We start from the raw sequence: 18,402 nt of genomic DNA, 5'->3' as shown, positions 1-18,402 counted from the left end.
CGACGGGGTGACGACGGACGCGGGGCGCATGACGGCGCAGGAGCGCCGCGGCACGCCCGTCCCCGGCGCCGACGAGCCGGTCACCCGCCGCGTGTGGACCGTCCCCAACGCGATCTCCGCGGCCCGGCTCGCCCTCGTGCCCGTCTTCGCCGTGCTCATCGCGCAGGGCCACGACGGCTGGGCGGTCCTCGTCCTGGCGGTGTCGGGGTTCAGCGACTGGCTGGACGGCGTGCTCGCGCGGTCGCTGCACCAGGTGAGCCGGCTCGGGCAGATGCTGGACCCGGCGGCCGACCGGCTGTTCATCCTCGTGACCCTGCTCGGCCTGGCGTGGCGCGGGGTCGTGCCGTGGTGGCTCGTGGCCGTGCTGGTGGCGCGGGACGTGGTGCTGCTCGTCGTCCTCCTCGTGCTGGCGCGCGCCGGGTACGCGCCGCTGCCCGTGCACATGGCCGGCAAGGCCGGCACGTTCGCGCTGCTCTACGCGTTCCCGCTGCTGCTCCTGTCGGAGTGGTCCTCCGTGGTCGGGCACGCCGCCACGGTCGTCGGGTGGGCCTTCGCCCTGTGGGGGCTGGCCCTCTACTGGGTCGCCGGCGCCGCGTACCTCCTCCAGGCGACGCGCGTGCTCGTCGGCGCCCGCCGGTCCGGTGCCTGAGCGGCCCGACGCAGGAGCGCGCGGGACCCCGCGGCCCGACGCGTCGATGACGCTGCTGGTCGAGGCGCAGGAGCGCCCGCTCGACCCCGGGTACGCGCTGGCCGCGGCCCGGCGCGCCGAGCGTGAAGCGGCAGCGGCGCGCGCGGGGGCACCGGCGCCGCGGCGCTCCCGGCGCGCGACCGCGTTGCTGGTCGCCACGGCGCTCGTCCTCGGGCTCATCACGTCGGCCGCCGTCCTGCAGCTGCGCCGGCCCGCGGGGTCGGCGGAACGGGCGCGGGCGCTGCTCGTCGAGCAGATCGAGGAGCGCTCGTCGCGGGTCGTGGAGCGCAACGCCCGGGCGGCCGAGCTCGGCGCGCAGGTGCGCGAGCTGCAGGACGAGGCGCTGGCCGGGCTGGACCCGGCGCTGGCCGACGTGCTGGCCGCCGACGTCGTCGCGGCCGGGTCCGCGCCGGTGCGCGGGCCCGGCCTGCGGGTGGTGCTGACCGACGGCCCCGGCGCCGCCGACGGCAGCGAGCCGGAGTCGGCCGTGCGGGACGGTGACCTGCAGCTGCTCGTCAACGCCCTGTGGGCGGCCGGGGCGGAGGCGGTGGCCGTCGGCGGGCAGCGGCTGACGGCGACCGCGGAGATCCGCAACCGGGCGGGCGCGGTGCTCGTCGACCTCGTGCCGGTCGTCGGGCCGTACGTCGTCGAGGCGGTGGGGGACCCCGCCGGGCTGGAGACGGGGCTCGCGCGCTCGTCGGCCGCCGACCACCTGGCGGCCCTGCGCTCGGTGTGGGGCATCGGCGTGCAGACCTCCCGGCAGGGCACACTGACCCTGCCGGCCGGGCGCGCGCCGGCGCTGCGCGAGTCGCGGCTGCCGGAGGGCGTGGATCCCGTGACGGGTGGACCGTCGGCGGCCGGCGTCGCGCAGGACGACGTGCAGGACGGCCTGCAGGACGGGTCGCAGGGACGGGACGAGGGGTCGGGCGGGGCACCGGCGTCGGAGGGGACGGACGGATGATCGCGGCGATCGGGCTCGTGCTGGGGGTCGTCGTCGGCCTGGCCGTACGGCCGGAGGTGCCGGTCGAGCTGCAGCCGTACCTGCCCATCGCGGTGGTCGCGGCGCTGGACGCGCTGTTCGGCGGCGTGCGCGCGCTGCTCGACGGCATCTTCGACGACAAGGTCTTCGTCGTCTCGTTCCTGTCCAACGTCGTGGTCGCCGCGCTCATCGTCTTCATCGGCGACCAGCTCGGCGTCGGCTCCCAGCTCTCGACGGCCGTCGTCGTCGTCCTCGGCATCCGCATCTTCTCCAACGCCGCCTCCATCCGGCGGCACCTCTTCCACGCGTGAGCACGGCCGACGGGGGCCGCGGCCCCGCTCCGGGCGGGCACCACCGGCACGCCGCGCGCGAGGAGCGCGCGCCGTCCGGGTGGTCCGTGCTCGCGCACGCGCTGCGCCCGCGGGTCTCCCGCGCGCAGGTCGTGACGGGGGTGCTGTGCGCGCTGCTCGGGTTCGCCGTCGTGACGCAGGTGCGCCAGGCGTCGACGGCCACGCTGAGCACGCTGCGGCAGGACGACCTCGTGCGCCTGCTCGACGAGACCACCACGCGCGGCGACGAGCTGGCGCGCGAGCTCACCCGCCTCGAGGCCGAGCGCGACGAGCTGCTCTCCGACGACAGCTCCCGGCAGGCAGCGCAGGACGCCGCCCGGCGGTCCGCCGAGACGCAGGGGATCCTCACCGGGCGCCTGCCGGCCGTCGGGCCGGGGGTCGTCGTGACCGTCGCCGACCCCGACGGCCGCGTGAAGCCGGCGACCCTGCTCAACCTGCTCGAGGAGCTGCGCAACGCGGGCGCCGAGGCCATGCAGGTCGGCGACGTGCGGCTCACGGCCTCGAGCGCCTTCACGGGCGGTGCGGGCGAGGTGCTGCTGGACGGGCAGCCGCTGCAGGCGCCGTACCGGTGGGTGGTCATCGGGGACCCGGACACGATCGCCACCGCGCTCGAGATCCCCGGCGGTGCGCTGGCCGCGGTGCGCCGTGACGGCGGCGACGGCGGCGTGCTGCGGCGCGAGGAGGTGGAGGTCACGGCGCTCGCGACCCCCGCACCGCCGACCTGGGCGACCCCGCTGCCGGCCGAGGACGGCTGAGGGCCCGGACGGCCTGAACCGACCTGCACCGGCGACCCTGCACCGGCGACCTGCACCGGCGACCTGCACCGGCGACCCGCACCGGCGACCTGCACGGGCGGCAGGGACGGGCCGCCGGGCCGTGCGGCCAGGTCGGTGCGCCCGCCGGGCCGGTGTGCGTAGGGTGTGCGGCGTGGCTGCGACGACGTCGGGAGGCGAAGGGTGAGCGAGCGTCAGGACCTCCCGGAGGGCCAGCCGGAGGACCAGGTGGAGGGCCTGCCGGGGAGCACCCCCGCTCCGCGCCCCGCGGTCCCGGAGACGACGATCCAGTTCGGCGCCGTCGACGTCGGCGATGTGGACGCGCTGGCCCCCGTGGGGCTCGGCGCCGAGGACGTCGCCGCGGTGCAGGCGCTGCCGCCGACGTCGGCGCTGCTCGTCGTCCAGCGGGGGCCGTCCGCCGGGGCGCGGTTCCTCCTCGACGCGGACCGCACCGTCGCGGGTCGCAGCACCCACGCCGACATCTTCCTCGACGACGTGACGGTCTCGCGCAAGCACGCGGAGTTCGTCCGGCAGGCCACCTCCTTCACCGTGCGGGACGTGGGCTCCCTCAACGGCACCTACGTCAACCGCACGCGCATCGACGAGGCCGTCCTGCGCGCTGGCGACGAGGTGCAGATCGGCAAGTACCGCCTGACCTTCCACCCGAGCCCCGCCCGGGGCCAGGGCCAGGGGTGAGCGCGGCCGCTCGGGGCGGGGCACGGGCGTCGGCGGAGGCGTCGTCGGCAGGACCGTCGTCGGCAGGACCGTCGTCGGCAGGACCGTCGTCGGCAGGACCGTCGTCGGCGGGAGCATCCTCGGCCGGGTCCTCCACGGCTGCGTCGGCGACGGCCGGGTCGGCCACCGCCGGTCCCGGTGCCGCGGACGAGCCCTGGCCGCGGGGCATCTCGCGACGCGCCTCCATGCGCATATCGGACGTGCTGGCGGCCCTCCAGGTCGAGTTCCCCGCGGTGACGACGTCCAAGCTGCGGTTCTGGGAGGAGCACGGGCTCGTCACGCCCGTGCGGACCCCGGCGGGGTACCGCCAGTACTCCCCGGCGGACGTCGAGCGGCTGCGCTACGTGCTGGCGCAGCAGCGCGACCGGTACCTGCCGCTGAAGGTGATCGCCGAACGCCTCGCCGCGCTCGACGCAGGCCTGGAGGACGAGCCGACCCCGCGTGCGCGCCTGGCGACCCGGGACGGCGACCGTGTGCCGACGACGGCCCGGTGGACGGCTCCGCGCCTCGCGCAGGAGGCCGGCGTGGGCGCGGCCCTCGTCGCCGAGCTCGCCGCGGCGGGCGTGCTGCGGGCCGACGCGCGCGGGACGTACGCCCCGGCGGACGCGGAGCTGGTGCGGGCGGCGGCCACGCTGGCGCAGCACGGCATCGACGCGCGGCACCTGCGGCAGATCCGCGTCGCGGCCGAGCGGCAGGTCGAGCTCGTCGCCCAGGCGGTCGCACCCATCCGTGGGCAGCGCAGCGCGTCGGCCCGGGCCCGGGCGGCCGGGCTCGCGGCGGAGCTCGGGGAGCTCTGCGGCCAGGTGCACACGGCGGTCCTGCGCGCGGCGGTCGCCGACCTCACGCCCTGAGCCTCACCTCCCGCCGCTGGACCTGGTCCGGCCGGTCTGCGGTGGTGCTGCGGTCGGTCTGACGGACGCTGCCGGCGGACCGACGGCCCCGCTGCCGGACGCGCCCCCGGGTCGTACCGTGGGCGGCATGGGTGAGGACCCCGGGCTCGTCCCCGTCGAGGTGGTCGGCGTCCGGCAGCAGCCGGAGGAGGAGGCCGTGCTCGTCCTCCTGCTCGAGCCGGGGACGGATCTCGTCGTCCCCATCGTCGTCGGTCGACCGGAGGGTGCCGCCATCGTCGCCGCCATGGCGGGGGAGACGCCGCCGCGGCCCATGACGCACGACCTGCTGCACCACGCGCTCGTCGCCGCGGGGGAGCCTGTCGTGCGCGTCGCTGTGACGGCGCTGACCGCCGGCGTCTTCCACGCCGAGCTGCTCCTGCTGGGCGGCGCACGGGTCGACGCCCGCGCCTCCGACGCGATCGCCGTCGCGCTGCGCTTCGGCTGCCCCGTGCTCTGCGCCCGGGCGGTCGTCGAGCGGGCCGGCGTGGAGGTGCGGCGCACCACGCCGGAGGACGAGGTCGCGCGATTCCGCGCCTTCCTCGACGACGTGACCGCCGACGACTTCGAGCCCGAGGACGAGGGCTGACCGTCGCGGGTCGTGCCCCCCGGGGCGGCGCACAGCGTGCGCAGCGGAGGAGCACCGCGCCCGCCTGGGCGCGACACGCCGGGGGCCGCTCGGGGGGCACGTCGTTGCGCCGGGGTGCCCGCACCCCTAGCGTGACCACGACGGCGAGGCAGCGGCCGCGTCCGGACCGAGGAGGACCAGTGGCCAGCACAGACGGCGCGGAGACGACGGGCGTCCCGCAACGCGCGCAGGGTCTGCTCTTCGACGACGCGCTGCCCGACCTCGACGAGGCGACCGGATACCGCGGCCCGACGGCCTGCCGCGCGGCGGGCATCTCCTACCGCCAGCTCGACTACTGGGCGCGCACCGGGCTGGTGGAGCCGTCGATCCGGCCCGCGACCGGGTCCGGCACGCAGCGCCTGTACTCCTTCCGCGACATCCTCGTGCTCAAGGTGGTCAAGCGGCTGCTCGACACCGGGGTCTCGCTGCAGCAGATCCGCACGGCCGTGGCGCACCTGCGCGAGCGCGGCGTCGACGACCTCGCCCAGATCACGCTCATGTCCGACGGGGCGTCGGTGTACGAGTGCACGTCGGCGGACGAGGTGATCGACCTCGTGCAGGGCGGGCAGGGCGTGTTCGGCATCGCCGTCGGCCGCGTGTGGCGCGAGGTGGAGGGCACGCTGGCCGAGCTGCCGACCGAGCGCGCCGAGGACGACGCGACCGCCGAGCCCGCCCCGGGCGACGAGCTCGCCGCCCGCCGCCGGGCACGCAGCGCCGGCTGACCTGCCGCGCCGGCCGACCTGCCGCGCCGGCTGACCTTCGGGCGTCTGCTCCGCCGCACGTCGGAGGGCCACCGACGCCTGCGGCGAGCGGTGCGCCTGCGCGTGCCGTCCTCAGGGCCTCGCGGCATGCTGACCCCCATGAGCACACTCACCCACTGGGGACACTCCTGCGTCCGGTTCGAGCTGCCCGGGGGCGCCGTCGTCGTCGATCCCGGCGCGTTCTCGGACCTCGACCGCTCGTTGCCCGGGGCCGTCGCGGTTCTCGTGACGCACGAGCACCAGGACCACGTCGTGCCGGCGGACCTCGTCGCGCACCTCGCGGGGCTCGGGTCGTCGACCGAGGTGCACGCCCCGCAGGCGGTCGTGGACGCGCTCGTCGAGGCCGGCCTGCCCGCCGAGCGGGCGCACGCCGTGTCGCCCGGCGACCGGCTGGACCTCGCGGGGGGCACCTTCACCGCCGTGGGCGGCGACCACGCGGTGATCCACCCCGACATCCCGGGGATCGCGAACGTCGGGTTCCTCCTGGAGGTGGAGGGGAGGACGGTCCTGCACCCCGGGGACGCCTTCGTCGCGGCGCCCGAGGGGGTCACGGTCGACACGCTGCTCGTGCCGGTCGGCGCGCCCTGGCTCAAGCTGGCCGACACGATCGACTGGGTGCGCTCGGTCGCGCCGCGGCGCGTCGTGCCGATCCACGAGGCCGTCCTCAGCGGCGCCGGCCGCCAGCTCGCGTCGACCCTGCTGACGAACCTCGGCGGCGCGGGCGAGCCCGTGGTGCTGGAGATGGGCGAGTCCACGGACCTGTGACACCGGTGCCGCACGACGCGTCAGCCCACACGGGTGCGCCGGCGCGACACCCACGAGCCGACAGCACGACCGGTACGACGAGGAGAGGAAGGGCCGATGACCGAGAGCCTGCCGCCCGGGACCGCGGAGGTCCCGCTGCTGGAGGACGACGAGACCGTGGCCCCGCGCCCGGAGGAGGAGGTCGCCGACGCCCTGCGCGCGACGCCCGACCCCGCCGGGCACGGCGGGCAGGGATGACCACACCGGGGGGCGACGCGGTCGCCGTCGTCCCCCGTCTCGTGTCCGTGGTGCTGGACACGACGGACGTCCGCGGGCTGGCGGAGTTCTACCGGGTACTGCTCGGGCTGACCTACCGGGAGGGTGACGAGCCGCCGACGGACGGCCGGCCCGACCAGGACTGGCTCGTGCTGCAGGGCGACGGCGACGTGCGCCTGGCGTTCCAGCAGGTCGACGAGCAGCCGCGGTCGACGTGGCCCGAGCCGGGTGTGCCGCAGATGCTGCACCTGGACACCGCCGTGGGGTCGGTCGCCGATCTGCTGGAGGTCCGCCGCCGAGCTCTCGCCCTGGGCGCCCGCGAGCTGCACGACCGGTCGGACGACCCCGAAGAGCCCCTGTTCGTCCTGGCGGATCCGGCGGGCCACCCGTTCTGCGTCTTCGTCGCCTGAGGACCCCGCCGCGGTGCTGTAACGAGGGGTGCAGCCCGTGTGCGCGCTGCCCCCCGGTCGGTCCGGGCCGCGGCGCGACTGCTGCAGGGCGCCGGCTCGGGCCTGAGGACAAGCGGCACACCTCACACCGGACGCCTCAGGACCTCACCCGGAGGGCCGATCGGCCGGGGAGAGCATCCCGTCCCGTAGGAGGTCATCGTGCTCGACCAGGACACCGCCGCCCGACGTCACCGCCAGCTCGCCGACCTGCCTCGGCAGGCGGCTCTCGCGGCCGAGGCGGCCTCCGCGGTCCTCGTGGTCGCCGGGGGCGCCACGGGTCTCGACGCCGCCCATCTGTGGGGCCCGGTGCACGCCGCCGGCTCGGGGCTGCTCGACACCGCGGAGGACGTCCTGCACGGCCGGGCTACGGGTCCGCTGCGGCCGGACGTCGTGGTCGCGGCCGTACGGGTCGACGGACTCGTGACGGCCGTGCTCGCGGCGGCGACGCCCCGCCGCGGCTTCACGCCCGCCCAGCGCGAGGCGGTCCTCGCGGCCGCGCGGGCCGCGCACGACCACCTCGTCGCGCTCCGCCCGGCTGCACGCGTCCGCGTCGCCGGCTGACCGCGTCACCGCGGTCCCTCTCGTGGGGGTGAAGCCGCGAGCACCGTGACACCCAGAGGGCATGGCGGGACGTCCCGGGGGCCTGGCGGCGGCACGGTGGCGGTGCTGGTCAGAAGGGCGGTGGGTCGTCCGGCCCGGGCAGGGACGACGGCAGGCCCCGTCCCGGCAGGGGTGCAAGCGCGTCTGATCCGTCCGCCGACGTCTCCCCGTCCCGGAAGTCTGATCCGGCCGTCCGGGTGCTGCTCGTGGTGCCCGCCGGGGTGGGTGGTGGGGTCGGTGGTGGTGTCCAGGCTGGTTCGGTGGTGTAGGTGCGTGCTCGGGGTGAGCGCCAGGTGGCGCGGCCGTCGGGGTGCAGGGTGGCCGACCAGCCGCCGAGGTGCTTGAGGCGGTGGTGGTGGCGGCACAGGTTCAGCAGGTTGCCGGCGGTGGTGGGGCCGCGGCGGGCCCAGTCCTGGACGTGGTCGTTGTCGCACCCGGTCACGACGCGTCCGCAGCCGGGGAAGCGGCAGGTGCCGTCGCGGGCCTGCAGGAACCGTCGCAGGGCTGCCGGGGGCCGGTAGGACGTGCCGTCCACCGCGCGCACGTCCCCGGTGACCGGGTCGGTCAGGACGCGGGTCAAGCACGTCGCGCCGGCCAGGAGCTGGCGGGTGGTGACGGCGTCGAGGTCGCCGTACCCGACCAGGTGGCCGGGCGCGGACCCGCCCAGGGCGGTGGCGGCGGGCACGGTGAGCACGACCTGCACCTGCACCTGCGGCCACGGGAACCGCGGCACCCCCGCGGCTGAGGGGGTGTCCTCGTCGGGTTCGGGCTGGGCGGGGACCCGTGACAGGAGCCGGTCGACGAGGGCGTCGGCGCGCAGCTGGTCCAGGGTGAAGGCCTCGCGCCTGGCGGCGGGGCCGGCGACGGCGCGGGCGGCGGTGTCCAGGCCGGTGTAGATGGTGTGGGCCTGGACCGCGGGCAGGTACGCGCTCAGCCAGGCCATGCCGTCGGGGGCCGGGCACAGCTGCACGTGCCGGTCGGCGCGGGCCTGCTCGTGGCGTTCCTGGATCGGGCGGGGGTGGTGCCGTTCGCGCCAGCGTCGTACCGCGGCGCCGAACCGGGCCCGGTTGGTCCCGGCAGCACGGGGGACCAGGGCCCGGTCGGCGTCCTGCTGGGCTTCGGAGGGCAGGTCCCTGGTGTGCTCGAGCAGGACCTGCACGTGCGCCTGCGACAGGGTGCCCTCGTGGGCGGCGGCGGCCAGGATCGGGCGGTCGAACGTCATGGCCACCGCGTCGGGGACCAGCCCGGCCACGCCCTGCTCGGACACGCCCAGGACCCCGGCGATCTCGGTCAGCGCGATGCGCCGGTGCATCATGCCGTCGTCGGCCAGGGACCCCTCGACCAGGCGGCCCTGCAGCATCTGCCAGGCGAAGGCCTGCGCGATCAGCTCGGCCCGGGCGGCGGACACCGAGCGCCACATCCGCTCGACGTTCTCCAGCGCGGTCAGCACCGACTCGGCCTGCGCCTCCAGGCGCGCCCGCGCACCAGGCACACGCTTGACCACCTCTACGGGCACACCCAGCTGCAGCAGCGCGGCCGGGACCTCCGGCCCCAGGACGGCCCGCGATCCGCCCGTGCCCATGGTGTGGGCGCGGCCGGGCAGGAGGGAGAGCACGTCCTGCACGGACACCTCCCGCGCGCCGGGCGCCTCGTCGGGCAACGCCGGCCACGCCCGACCGGCCGGCAGCTCCAGGACCGCGGGATGCAGCGGCGAGGTCCACCACGGCTGGCCCTGCGACCGCGAGGCGTCAGCGGCGACGAGACGCTCGGCGAACGACAGCACCTCTGCTGGTGGTGCCGCCGCTGTCGGTGCAACGGGCGTCGGCGCCCCTGGCCTCGACGCACCGTGCGACGAGCCCGCTCGCTGCGAGCGTCCCACCTGCGCGGACGTACCCCGGTCGGCCATGGGCCCATCCCACCACCGACCACTGACACGCGGCTTCGGGCGGGAGGGCAGCACGCAAGTGGGCACAGCACCGTGCTCGATGGGGCGCCGGTCGTCCACCCCCTGCGGCGCGTCCCATCCGGATCCGACCGCCCCCCGTGTGCTTCTGAGGCGGCACGGCGCCGGTGACGTCGACTCAGCCGGAGGGAGGGCGGATGACGCAGGATGGCCCCATGACCCGCCCCTCGGCAGAGCCTCGCGGCCGCTCCCTCGTCGGACCGGTCGTCGGTGCCGTGCTCGCCGCGCTCGTCGGCGCCGCCGCGCTCGTGGCCGGGCAGGCCGACGACTCGCCGGGGCTCGGCGGGCTGGGGCTGCTGGTGGCCCTGACTGGGGTCGTGCTGGCGGTGTGGTCCGTCCGCCGACGACGGTCCGGCTGACGTCGCTCCGGCCGACGGCGCTCCGGCCGACGATGCGACAGGGCGCTCCGCCTCGGCTCGCGGTCCGACGGGCCTCTCCTCCGCTTGCAGCCCTCACCTTCCGGGTCTTGTCTGGCACCTGTCGCCGCGCGGGCGCGGGGGCCGACGCCGCCGAGGGGAGCCGCATGGCGAGGACCGACCGCATCGCCGAGCCGTGGGGGACGCGGACGCCGTACGGCCCGGGGGAGCGGTGGCCCGTCCGGGTCGACCAGCACCTCGAGGAGGGGCTGACCGAGGCGGACGTCGACCGCTGGGTGCAGAGCGCGTCGACCCTGCACAGCAACGGCGACGGCCTCGACCTGGCCGTCAAGGACGGGCGGCTCGTCGGCGTCCGGGGGCGCGCGCAGGACCGCGTCAACCACGGCCGGCTGGGACCGAAGGACCTCTTCGGCTGGCAGTCCGTCGGGTCGCCCGACCGGCTGACGCAGCCCCTCGTCCGCCGGGACGGCCGCCTCGTCGAGACGACGTGGGACGAGGCGATGGAGCTCCTCGTCGGGCGCACGCAGGAGCTCCTGGCCGAGCGCGGGGCCAGCGCGGTCGGCTTCTACACCACGGGCCAGCTCTTCCTCGAGGAGTACTACACGCTCGCGGTCATGGCCCACGCGGGCATCGGCACCAACCACGTCGACGGCAACACGCGTCTGTGCACCGCGACGGCGGCGGCCGCACTCAAGGAGTCCTTCGGCTGCGACGGCCAGCCCGGGTCCTACACGGACGTCGACCACGCCGACGTCGTCGCCCTGTTCGGGCACAACATGGCGGAGACGCAGACGGTCCTGTGGACGCGGATCCTCGACCGGCTCGCCGGCCCCCGTCCGCCCCGCGTCCTGTGCGTCGACCCGCGCCTCACGCCGGTGGCCCGCGCCGCGACGGTGCACCTGGCCCCGCGCCCGGGCACGAACGTCGCGCTCATGAACGGGCTGCTGCACGAGGTGATCGCGCACGGCTGGGTCGACGAGGACTACGTCGCCGCGCACACCGTCGGGTTCTCCGAGCTCGAGCGCCAGGTGCGCGAGTACACGCCGGAGGTGGTCGCGCGCATCTGCGACGTGCCCGAGGAGGACCTGCGGGCGGCGGCGCGGCTCGTCGGGACGGCCGACCGGCTGCTGTCGACCGTGCTGCAGGGCTTCTACCAGTCGCACCAGGGCACGGCCTCGGCCGTCCAGGTCAACAACCTGCACCTCGTGCGGGGCATGCTCGGGGCGCCCGGGCGCGGGCTGCTGCAGATGAACGGCCAGCCCAGCGCCGAGAACACCCGGGAGTGCGGCGCCGACGGGGACCTGGCCGGCTTCCGGAACTGGTCGAACGCCGCGCACGTGGCCGACCTCGCGCGCGTGTGGAACGTCGAGCCGGACGCCATCCCGCACTGGTCCCCGCCGACGCACGCGATGCAGATGATGCGCTACCTCGAGGACGGCTCGATGCGCATGCTCTGGGTGCAGGGCACCAACCCGCTGGTGTCCCTGCCGGAGCTGAACCGCATCCGGTCGGTGCTCACGCAGGAGCGCGTGTTCCTCGTCGTGCAGGACATCTTCCTGTCCGAGACGGCGCAGGTCGCGGACCTCGTGCTGCCGGCGGCGACGACGGGCGAGAAGACGGGGACCTTCACGAACGTCGACCGCACGGTGCACCTGTCCGAGAAGGCCGTGGAGCCACCGGGGCAGGCCCGTCCCGACCTCGACATCTTCCTCGACTTCGCCCGCCGCATGGGGTTCCGCGACAAGGACGGCGGCCCGCTGGTGCACTGGCACGACCCGGAGTCGGCCTTCGCGGTGTGGAAGGAGTGCAGCCGCGGCCGCCCCTGCGACTACACGGCGCTCACCTACGACAAGCTCCGCGGCGGCAGCGGCATCCAGTGGCCGTGCGACGAGGAGCACCCGGAGGGCACCGAGCGCCTGTACGAGGGCGGGCGCTTCTTCGCCGCGCCCGACGTCGCGGAGAGCTACGGCCGAGACCTCATCACCGGTGCGCCCCTGGAGGAGACCGAGTACCGCGCGATGAACCCGCAGGGCAGGGCGGTGCTCAAGGCCGCGCGCTACGTCCCGCCCCACGAGCTGCCGAGCGAGAGGTTCCCGCTGCAGCTCGTCACCGGGCGCACGCTCTACCACTTCCACACGCGCACCCGGACGGGCCGGGCGCGGCAGCTCCACGACGCGGCACCCGACGTGTGGGTGGAGGTCTCGCAGCACGACGCCGGGACCCACGGGCTCGCCGAGGGCGACCTGGCGGAGGTGACGACGCCGCGCGGGCGCGTCGAGGGCCGGGTGCGCATCAGCGGGATCCGCCCCGGCGTCCTGTTCCTGCCCTTCCACTACGGCTACTGGGACATGCCGGGTGGGCACGCGCCCGACGGCCACTCCCGCGCCGCCAACGAGCTCACGCTGACCGACTGGGACCCGTGCTCCAAGCAGCCGGTGTTCAAGACCGCGGCCGCCCGCCTGCGGCGGCTGGCCGCCTCGGACGGCACGCCCTCGCCCGCGCCGACGACGACGGGTTCGGCCCCGGTCGGCACGGGCGCGGCGTCCGTCCCGCCCACCCGCGGGGGTGAGGCATCGATGTCCGACGAGCTGCTGCCGTCCGACGATCTGCCCACCGACGACCTGCCGTCCGACGGAGGTGCGCGATGAGGATCGGTCTGGCGCTGCGCGAGCTGCACCGCGACGAGACGGAGCTGGCCGACGAGCTGCTCCACCTCTCCGAGCGGCACGCCGTCGACCACGAGGTGTACCACCTGGCCCGCGACCTGGCGGGGTGGTCTGCGGACCACGTACGTCGCATCGCGGAGATCGCCGGCCGCTACGGCGAGGACCTCGACCCGGACGCGGTGGGGGAGAGCGGCACCGCCATGCGCGTGCGGGAGCGGGTCAGCGACGCGCTCGGCCGGAGCGCGCCGCCCGGCATGGCGCTCCTGCGCGACCTGCGGACGGTCTACACCATGGCGCAGGGCGTCTCCGTCGACTGGGAGCTGCTCGCGCAGGCCGCCCAGGGCATCCGCCACCACGACCTGCTCGACCTCACCCAGCACTGCCACCCGGAGAACCTGCGCCAGGCGCGGTGGGCCAACGCCAAGCTCAAGGAGTCCGCGACCCAGGTCCTGGTCTCGTGACCGGCCCCGCCGGCCCTGGCCCAGCCCCCGCCGCCCGCGTCGTCGTCCGCCCGCTGGGCACGCCGCTCCCGCTCGGGTTCCTCGGTCTCCTCGTGGCGACGACGGGCTTCGCCGCCCTGCAGCTCGGCTGGGTCCCGGCGGACCAGGGCCGCGCGGTGGCGCTGGGCGTCCTCGCGGCGACCGTGCCGACGCAGTTCGTCGCCTGCGTCCTGGGGTTCCTCGCGCGCGACCCCGTCGCCGGGACGGGCATGGGGGTGCTCGCCGGCACCTGGGGCGCGGTGGCGCTGGCGACGCTCACCTCCCCGCCCGGGGCGACGAGCCCGGGGCTGGGCGTGCTGCTGCTCGCGGCGGCGGCCGCGATGCTCGTGCCGGTGGCGGCGGCGACGACGAAGCTCGTCGCCGCGGCCGTCATGGGCCTGGCGGCGGTGCGGTTCGCGGTGACGGGCGTCGCGCAGCTGACCGGCGACCCCGGCTGGTTGACCGCGGCGGGCGTCGTCGGGCTCGTGCTGGCCGTCGTCGCGCTCTACGCGGCCGTGGCCTTCGAGCTCGAGGACGCCCACCACCGGACCGTGCTGCCCGTGCTGCGGCGGGGCGCCGGCGCGGACGTCATGACCGGCTCCCTCGACGAGGAGCTGGGGTCGCTCGCGCACGAGGCCGGCGTGCGCCGGCAGCTCTGAGGGGGCAGCTCCGAGGGATCAGCTCCGAGGGGTCAGCTCCGAGGGGGCAGCTCGGAGGGGGCAGCTCTGGGGGAGGGCGGTCAGGCCGGCCACGGCGCGCCCTCCGTGCTGCCCGGTGCGGCGTGCCGTCCCCGGCGTGCCCGGCGGTCGGCGTCCTCGTCGGGCCCGGGCGCACCCGCGGCGTCGGCGCTGCCCTCGGTCCCCGCGGAGCCGTCTCCCGCGCCGCCGTCGTCCCCGCGCGCAGCGCGACGGGCACGGCGGCGCTCCGCCCGCCGCTCGATCCCGCGCTGCTGCAGCGTGTAGAGCACCGGCACGACGACGAGCGTCAGCAGCGTGGAGCTGACGAGCCCGCCGATGACGACGAGCGCCAGCGGCCGGGAGATGAACGCGCCGCCGCCCGTGATGCCCAGCGCCATCGGCAGCAGCGCGAAGATCGTCGCCGCCGCCGTCATGACGATGGGCCGCAGGCGCTTGCGCGCGCCCTCGGTGACGGCCTCGTCGAGCGGGCGGCCGCGGTCGCGGTACTGGTTGACGAGGTCGATGAGGACGATCGCGTTGGACACGACGACGCCGACGAGCATGAGCAGCCCGATGAGCGCGGGAACCCCCAGCGGCGTCCCCGTCACGAGCAGCGCGACGAGGGCGCCCGTCGCGGCGAACGGCACCGACACGAGCAGGATGAGCGGCTGCGCCAGGCTGTTGAAGGTCGCCACCATGACGATGTAGACGATCGCCACGGCCAGGACCAGCGCGAGGCCGAGGTCGGAGAACGCGTCGGACTGGTCGGCCGCGACGCCGCCCACCGTGACGTCGGCACCGGCCGGCAGGTCCAGGTCCTCGACCGCGGCGGTCAGGGCGGAGGTCAGGGACCCGACGTCGTCGCCGGCGGGCGTGACCGCCACGGTGGCGCTGCGCCGGCCGTCGACGCGCGTGATGCTCGCCGGTGTGTCGACGGCCGCGACCTGCGCGACCTGGCCGAGCAGCACCGGCGTGCCGCCGGGGCCGCTGCCCACCGGCAGCGCAGCGAGCTCGTCGGCGGTGGCCGGGGCCGTGCCCAGCGCCGCCAGCACCGGGACCGGGCCCTCGCCGAGGTCGACGGTGCCGACCTGCTGCGGCGACATGACGCCGGCCACGGTCCCGGCGACCGCCGTCTCCGTCAGGCCGAGCGCGGCGGCGGCGTCCCGGTCGACCTGCACCTGCAGCACCTGCTGCGCCTGGCTGAGGTTGTTCGTGATCTCGGCGGCGCCCTCCGTGCCCGCGACGGCGTCCTCGACCTGGGCCGCGACGTCGGTGAGCACCTCGAGGTCGTCGGCGGTCACGACGAGGTCGACCGTCGAGCTGCCGAACGCGGCGGCGCCGCCGCTCACGTCGATCGCCGTCGCCGGCGCCTGGACGAGGTCCGCCACGGCGTCCCGGACCGCGCCCTGCACCGCCACGCCGTCGGCGTCCTCGTCGAGCGTGAGGGCGAACGTGGCCTGCGTGCCCCCGCCCCCGGTGAACGCGGCCGTGGTGGGGTCGGTGCCGATCGACGTCTGGATCGTCGTGACGCCCTCCGTGCCCGCCAGCGCCGCCTCCACCTCCTGCGCGGCCGCGTCCTGTGCCGCCAGCGACGTGCCGGGCTCGAAGGACTGCGTCACCGTGAGCGTGTCCTGCCCGGAGTCGCCGAGCAGGTTCGTCTCGAGCAGCGGCACGAGCGCGACCGTCCCGCCGAGGACCCCCACCGACACGAGCAGCGTGACGACGGGCCGGCGCAGCGCCGCGGCGAGCAGGGGCAGGTAGCCGCGCTGCCACACGCCGCGGCGCTCGGCGGCCTCGGCCTGCGCGCGGACGCGGGCGGCCTCCTCGGGGTCGACGCTCTCGGGAGCCCGGACGAACCAGAAGGCCAGGACAGGCACGATGGTGAGGGCGACGAGGAGCGAGGCGCCCATGGCGATGGCCACCGTCACGGCGAAGGGCCGGAACAGCTCGCCGACGAGCCCGCCGACGAGCGCGATCGGCAGGAACACCGCGACCGTCGCCAGCGTCGAGGCGGTGATGGCGCCACCCACCTCGCGCACCGCGGTGAGGATCGCCGGCAGCCGCGCCTCGCCGTAGGACAGGTGCCGCTTGATGTTCTCGATGACGACGATGGCGTCGTCGACGACCCGGCCGATCGCGATTGTCAGTGCCGCCAGCGTCAGCAGGTTCAGCGTGTACCCCGTGACGTTCATGATCGTGAACGCCACCAGCAGCGACAGCGGGATCGACACCGCGGACACCAGCGTCGAGCGCAGCGAGGCCAGGAACAGCAGGATCACGACGACCGCGAAGACCAGCCCGAGCAGGCCCTCGGTGGCCAGCCCCTCGATGGACTCGGTGATGAACGGCGCCTGGTCGAAGACGACGGCGACGCGCACGTCCTGCGCGGCCAGCCCCTCCTCGAGGTCGGCGAGCACGTCCGCGACGGCGTCGGACACCTCGACGGTGTTGGCGTCCGGGGTCTTGGTGATCGCCACCCCGAGCGAGGGGTCGCCGTCGAGCCGGGCGATGGAGGTGGCGGCGGCCTCCTCGTCGACGACGGTAGCGACGTCCCCCAGCGGCACGGGCGTACCCGCGCCGGCGCCCCCGCCCGCCCCCGGCAGCAGGGGGAGCGCGCGCAGCTCGTCGAGGCTCGTGACGGCCGAGCCGGCCTGCACGGACAGGGTCTGGTCGCCCTCGGTGAGGGCGCCGGCGGGCAGGCGCAGGCCGTTCTGCTCGAGCACGCCCGTCACCGCGTCCGGCGTGAGCCCGGCGGCGACGACCGCGGCGAGGTCGACGTCGAGGACGACCTGCCGCTCGGCCTGGCCCGTCACGGCCACCGTCCGCACGCCGGGCAGCTGCTCGAGCTCCGGCACCAGGACCGTGTCCACGGCGTCGGTGAGCGCCGGCCCGCCGCCGGCCCCCGCCGCGGCGAGCTGCACCACCGGCAGGTCGTCGATGCTGCCGGTGAGCACCTGCGCCTCGACGTCCTCGGGCAGGAACCCGCTGACGTTGTCGATGCCGGTCTGCAGCTCCTGGCGGGCGGCGCCGATGTCGGTGCCGTAGACGAACGTGACGGTGGTGACCGACAGGTTCGTCGACGAGGTGGACGTCACCTGCTCGACGCCGCTGATGCCGCGCGCCGCCCCCTCGAGCACGGCCGTGACCTGGTCCTCGACGACGTCGGGCGACGAGCCGGGGTACGTGGCGACGACGGCCGCGGCGGGCAGCGTCACCGACGGGATGAGCTCCTGCTTGAGCGACCCCAGGCTCACCACCCCGAGGACCGCGATCGCGACCGTCACCAGCGCGGTCAGGGCGCGACGGCCGAGGGAGAGGCGGGCCAGGAGCTGCACGGGTCCTCCGTCTGCTGTGCCGACCGGGACGGCACCGGCCGCGCGCTGCTGAGGCTAGTGCCCGGACGATGGCGCCCGAGGCCGCCTGTGAGCGGCTCTCAGGGGCGGAGGGCCTGAGTCCGGCGCCGGCCCGCTGTAGCGTCGTCGCGGTGGGCATCGACACCGTGGACGCGCGGCGCATCGACGCCGCCCTGGTGCGGGCGCTGCTGCGCGAGCAGTTCCCGGCGTGGGCGTCGCTGCCCGTGCGACCCGTCGTGCCCGGCGGCAACGACCACCGCACCTTCCGGCTGGGGGAGGACCTGAGCGTCCGGCTGCCGAGCGCCTTTTGGTACGTGCCGCAGGTGGCCAAGGAGCAGGCGTGGCTGCCGGTCCTGGGGTCGTTGCTGCCGCTGCCGGTGCCGGCGGTGCACGGGGTCGGACGCCCGTCCGCGCTGTTCGGGGCGCCGTGGTCCGTGTACGGCTGGCTGCCGGGGGAGCAGGCCGTGGCCGCGCCGCCCGACGACCCCGTCGCGCTGGCCACGGAGCTGGCCGCGTTCCTCGTCGCCTTGGGGGAGGCACCGACGGACGGCGCGCCCGCGCCCGGGGAGCACAGCGCGTGGCGCGGGGGACCGCTGGAGCACTGGGACGACGAGGTGGGCGACATCCTCGGCCGCCTGGAGGGACGCGAGCGGGACCGGGCGGCGGGCCTGTGGCGCGACGCGCTCGCCGCGCCGTCCACGGTCCGGCCCCGCTGGTTCCACGGCGACGTGTCGTTCCACAACCTGCTCGTGCGGGACGGGCGGCTGGCGGCGGTCGTCGACTTCGGCTGCTCCGGCGTCGGGGACCCGGCGTGCGACACGGTGCTCGTCTGGACCCGGCTGCAGGGCGCGGCGCGCCGGGCGTACCGCGAGGGGCTGGCGCTCGACGAGGGTACGTGGGCGCGGGGACGCGGCTGGGCGCTGTGGAAGGCGCTCATCATGCTGACGAACACGCCGCCCGGGCAGGCCGAGCTCGCCCGGCACGTCCTCGACGAGCTGTTCGCCGGCGTGTAGGGGA

General features: G+C 76.1%; 19 protein-coding genes. 17 read left to right on the top strand and 2 right to left on the bottom strand.

Annotation, left to right across the window (positions count from 1 at the left end):
* Positions 1-28: 28 nt before the first annotated feature.
* From clsA to AC2TDM_RS08795, 12 genes are all read left to right on the top strand, one after another.
* The gene (gene clsA, locus AC2TDM_RS08850; RefSeq protein WP_090033982.1) at positions 29-649 is read left to right on the top strand and encodes a cardiolipin synthase ClsA; all 621 of its coding nucleotides are present in this window, start codon (positions 29-31) and stop codon (positions 647-649) included.
* Positions 650-695: 46 nt separating this feature from the next.
* Positions 696-1,649, top strand: coding sequence for a DUF881 domain-containing protein (locus tag AC2TDM_RS08845; protein ID WP_090033866.1), 954 nt, complete (start codon positions 696-698; stop codon positions 1,647-1,649).
* Positions 1,646-1,978: a small basic family protein gene (locus tag AC2TDM_RS08840; protein WP_090033865.1), complete on the top strand. Its 333-nt coding sequence runs from the start codon at positions 1,646-1,648 to the stop codon at positions 1,976-1,978. The genes AC2TDM_RS08845 and AC2TDM_RS08840 overlap by 4 nt, the downstream gene beginning before the upstream one ends.
* A complete protein-coding gene (locus AC2TDM_RS08835; protein WP_090033864.1) occupies positions 1,975-2,772 on the top strand; it encodes a DUF881 domain-containing protein in 798 nt (265 codons plus the stop codon). The genes AC2TDM_RS08840 and AC2TDM_RS08835 overlap by 4 nt, the downstream gene beginning before the upstream one ends.
* Before the next feature lie 255 nt (positions 2,773-3,027).
* Positions 3,028-3,486: an FHA domain-containing protein gene (locus AC2TDM_RS08830; RefSeq protein ID WP_484636423.1), complete on the top strand. Its 459-nt coding sequence runs from the start codon at positions 3,028-3,030 to the stop codon at positions 3,484-3,486.
* 224 nt (positions 3,487-3,710) lie between these two features.
* Positions 3,711-4,376 carry a transcriptional regulator FtsR gene (gene ftsR / locus AC2TDM_RS08825; protein ID WP_090033861.1) on the top strand — a complete coding sequence of 222 codons (666 nt, stop codon included), beginning with the start codon at positions 3,711-3,713 and terminating at the stop codon, positions 4,374-4,376.
* A gap of 127 nt (positions 4,377-4,503) precedes the next feature.
* Positions 4,504-5,001: a bifunctional nuclease family protein gene (locus tag AC2TDM_RS08820; protein ID WP_090033979.1), complete on the top strand. Its 498-nt coding sequence runs from the start codon at positions 4,504-4,506 to the stop codon at positions 4,999-5,001.
* Between the two features lie 179 nt (positions 5,002-5,180).
* Positions 5,181-5,762 (top strand): MerR family transcriptional regulator, encoded by a 582-nt coding sequence (locus AC2TDM_RS08815; protein WP_484634419.1) that lies wholly within the window; start codon positions 5,181-5,183, stop codon positions 5,760-5,762.
* 138 nt (positions 5,763-5,900) lie between these two features.
* The gene (locus AC2TDM_RS08810) at positions 5,901-6,566 is read left to right on the top strand and encodes an MBL fold metallo-hydrolase (protein ID WP_484634418.1); all 666 of its coding nucleotides are present in this window, start codon (positions 5,901-5,903) and stop codon (positions 6,564-6,566) included.
* A 96-nt stretch (positions 6,567-6,662) separates the two neighbouring features.
* Positions 6,663-6,803, top strand: a complete 141-nt coding sequence (locus tag AC2TDM_RS08805; protein ID WP_175499553.1) for a hypothetical protein — start codon at positions 6,663-6,665, stop codon at positions 6,801-6,803.
* On the top strand, positions 6,800-7,231 hold the full coding sequence (locus tag AC2TDM_RS08800; protein ID WP_090033856.1) for a VOC family protein: 432 nt from the start codon (positions 6,800-6,802) through the stop codon (positions 7,229-7,231). The genes AC2TDM_RS08805 and AC2TDM_RS08800 overlap by 4 nt, the downstream gene beginning before the upstream one ends.
* 198 nt (positions 7,232-7,429) lie before the next feature.
* Positions 7,430-7,831, top strand: a complete 402-nt coding sequence (locus AC2TDM_RS08795) for a hypothetical protein (protein ID WP_090033855.1) — start codon at positions 7,430-7,432, stop codon at positions 7,829-7,831.
* Positions 7,832-7,940: 109 nt separating this feature from the next.
* Here AC2TDM_RS08795 and AC2TDM_RS08790 read toward each other — a convergent pair whose 3' ends face one another.
* Positions 7,941-9,653 carry an HNH endonuclease signature motif containing protein gene (locus AC2TDM_RS08790; RefSeq protein ID WP_484634417.1) on the bottom strand — a complete coding sequence of 571 codons (1,713 nt, stop codon included), beginning with the start codon at positions 9,651-9,653 and terminating at the stop codon, positions 7,941-7,943.
* Positions 9,654-9,988: 335 nt separating this feature from the next.
* On the opposite strand from AC2TDM_RS08790, the gene AC2TDM_RS08785 reads away from it, so the two are divergent.
* The 4 genes from AC2TDM_RS08785 to AC2TDM_RS08770 all read left to right on the top strand — a co-directional run bounded on the left by AC2TDM_RS08785 (position 9,989) and on the right by AC2TDM_RS08770 (position 14,014).
* Complete coding sequence (locus tag AC2TDM_RS08785; RefSeq protein WP_484634416.1) at positions 9,989-10,192, top strand: hypothetical protein; 204 nt, start codon at positions 9,989-9,991, stop codon at positions 10,190-10,192.
* A 164-nt stretch (positions 10,193-10,356) separates the two neighbouring features.
* Positions 10,357-12,858 (top strand): molybdopterin oxidoreductase family protein, encoded by a 2,502-nt coding sequence (locus tag AC2TDM_RS08780; RefSeq protein ID WP_484634415.1) that lies wholly within the window; start codon positions 10,357-10,359, stop codon positions 12,856-12,858.
* Entirely contained in the window at positions 12,855-13,337 is a 483-nt protein-coding gene (locus AC2TDM_RS08775) for a hypothetical protein (protein WP_484634414.1), read from the top strand. Before AC2TDM_RS08780 ends, AC2TDM_RS08775 begins: the two co-directional genes overlap by 4 nt.
* A complete protein-coding gene (locus tag AC2TDM_RS08770) occupies positions 13,334-14,014 on the top strand; it encodes a hypothetical protein (RefSeq protein WP_484634413.1) in 681 nt (226 codons plus the stop codon). Before AC2TDM_RS08775 ends, AC2TDM_RS08770 begins: the two co-directional genes overlap by 4 nt.
* Positions 14,015-14,094: 80 nt before the next feature.
* On the opposite strand, the gene AC2TDM_RS08765 is transcribed toward AC2TDM_RS08770, so the two are convergent.
* Positions 14,095-17,367 carry an efflux RND transporter permease subunit gene (locus AC2TDM_RS08765; protein ID WP_484634412.1) on the bottom strand — a complete coding sequence of 1,091 codons (3,273 nt, stop codon included), beginning with the start codon at positions 17,365-17,367 and terminating at the stop codon, positions 14,095-14,097.
* A gap of 149 nt (positions 17,368-17,516) precedes the next feature.
* Here AC2TDM_RS08765 and AC2TDM_RS08760 point away from each other — a divergent pair, with 149 nt between their 5' ends.
* Positions 17,517-18,398: an aminoglycoside phosphotransferase family protein gene (locus AC2TDM_RS08760; protein ID WP_484634411.1), complete on the top strand. Its 882-nt coding sequence runs from the start codon at positions 17,517-17,519 to the stop codon at positions 18,396-18,398.
* Positions 18,399-18,402: the final 4 nt, after the last annotated feature.

Source organism: Cellulomonas sp. plas2 (assembly GCF_057221735.1).
The sequence above is the reverse complement of the archived record's forward strand: the minus strand, read 5'-3'. Positions and strand labels throughout refer to the sequence as shown.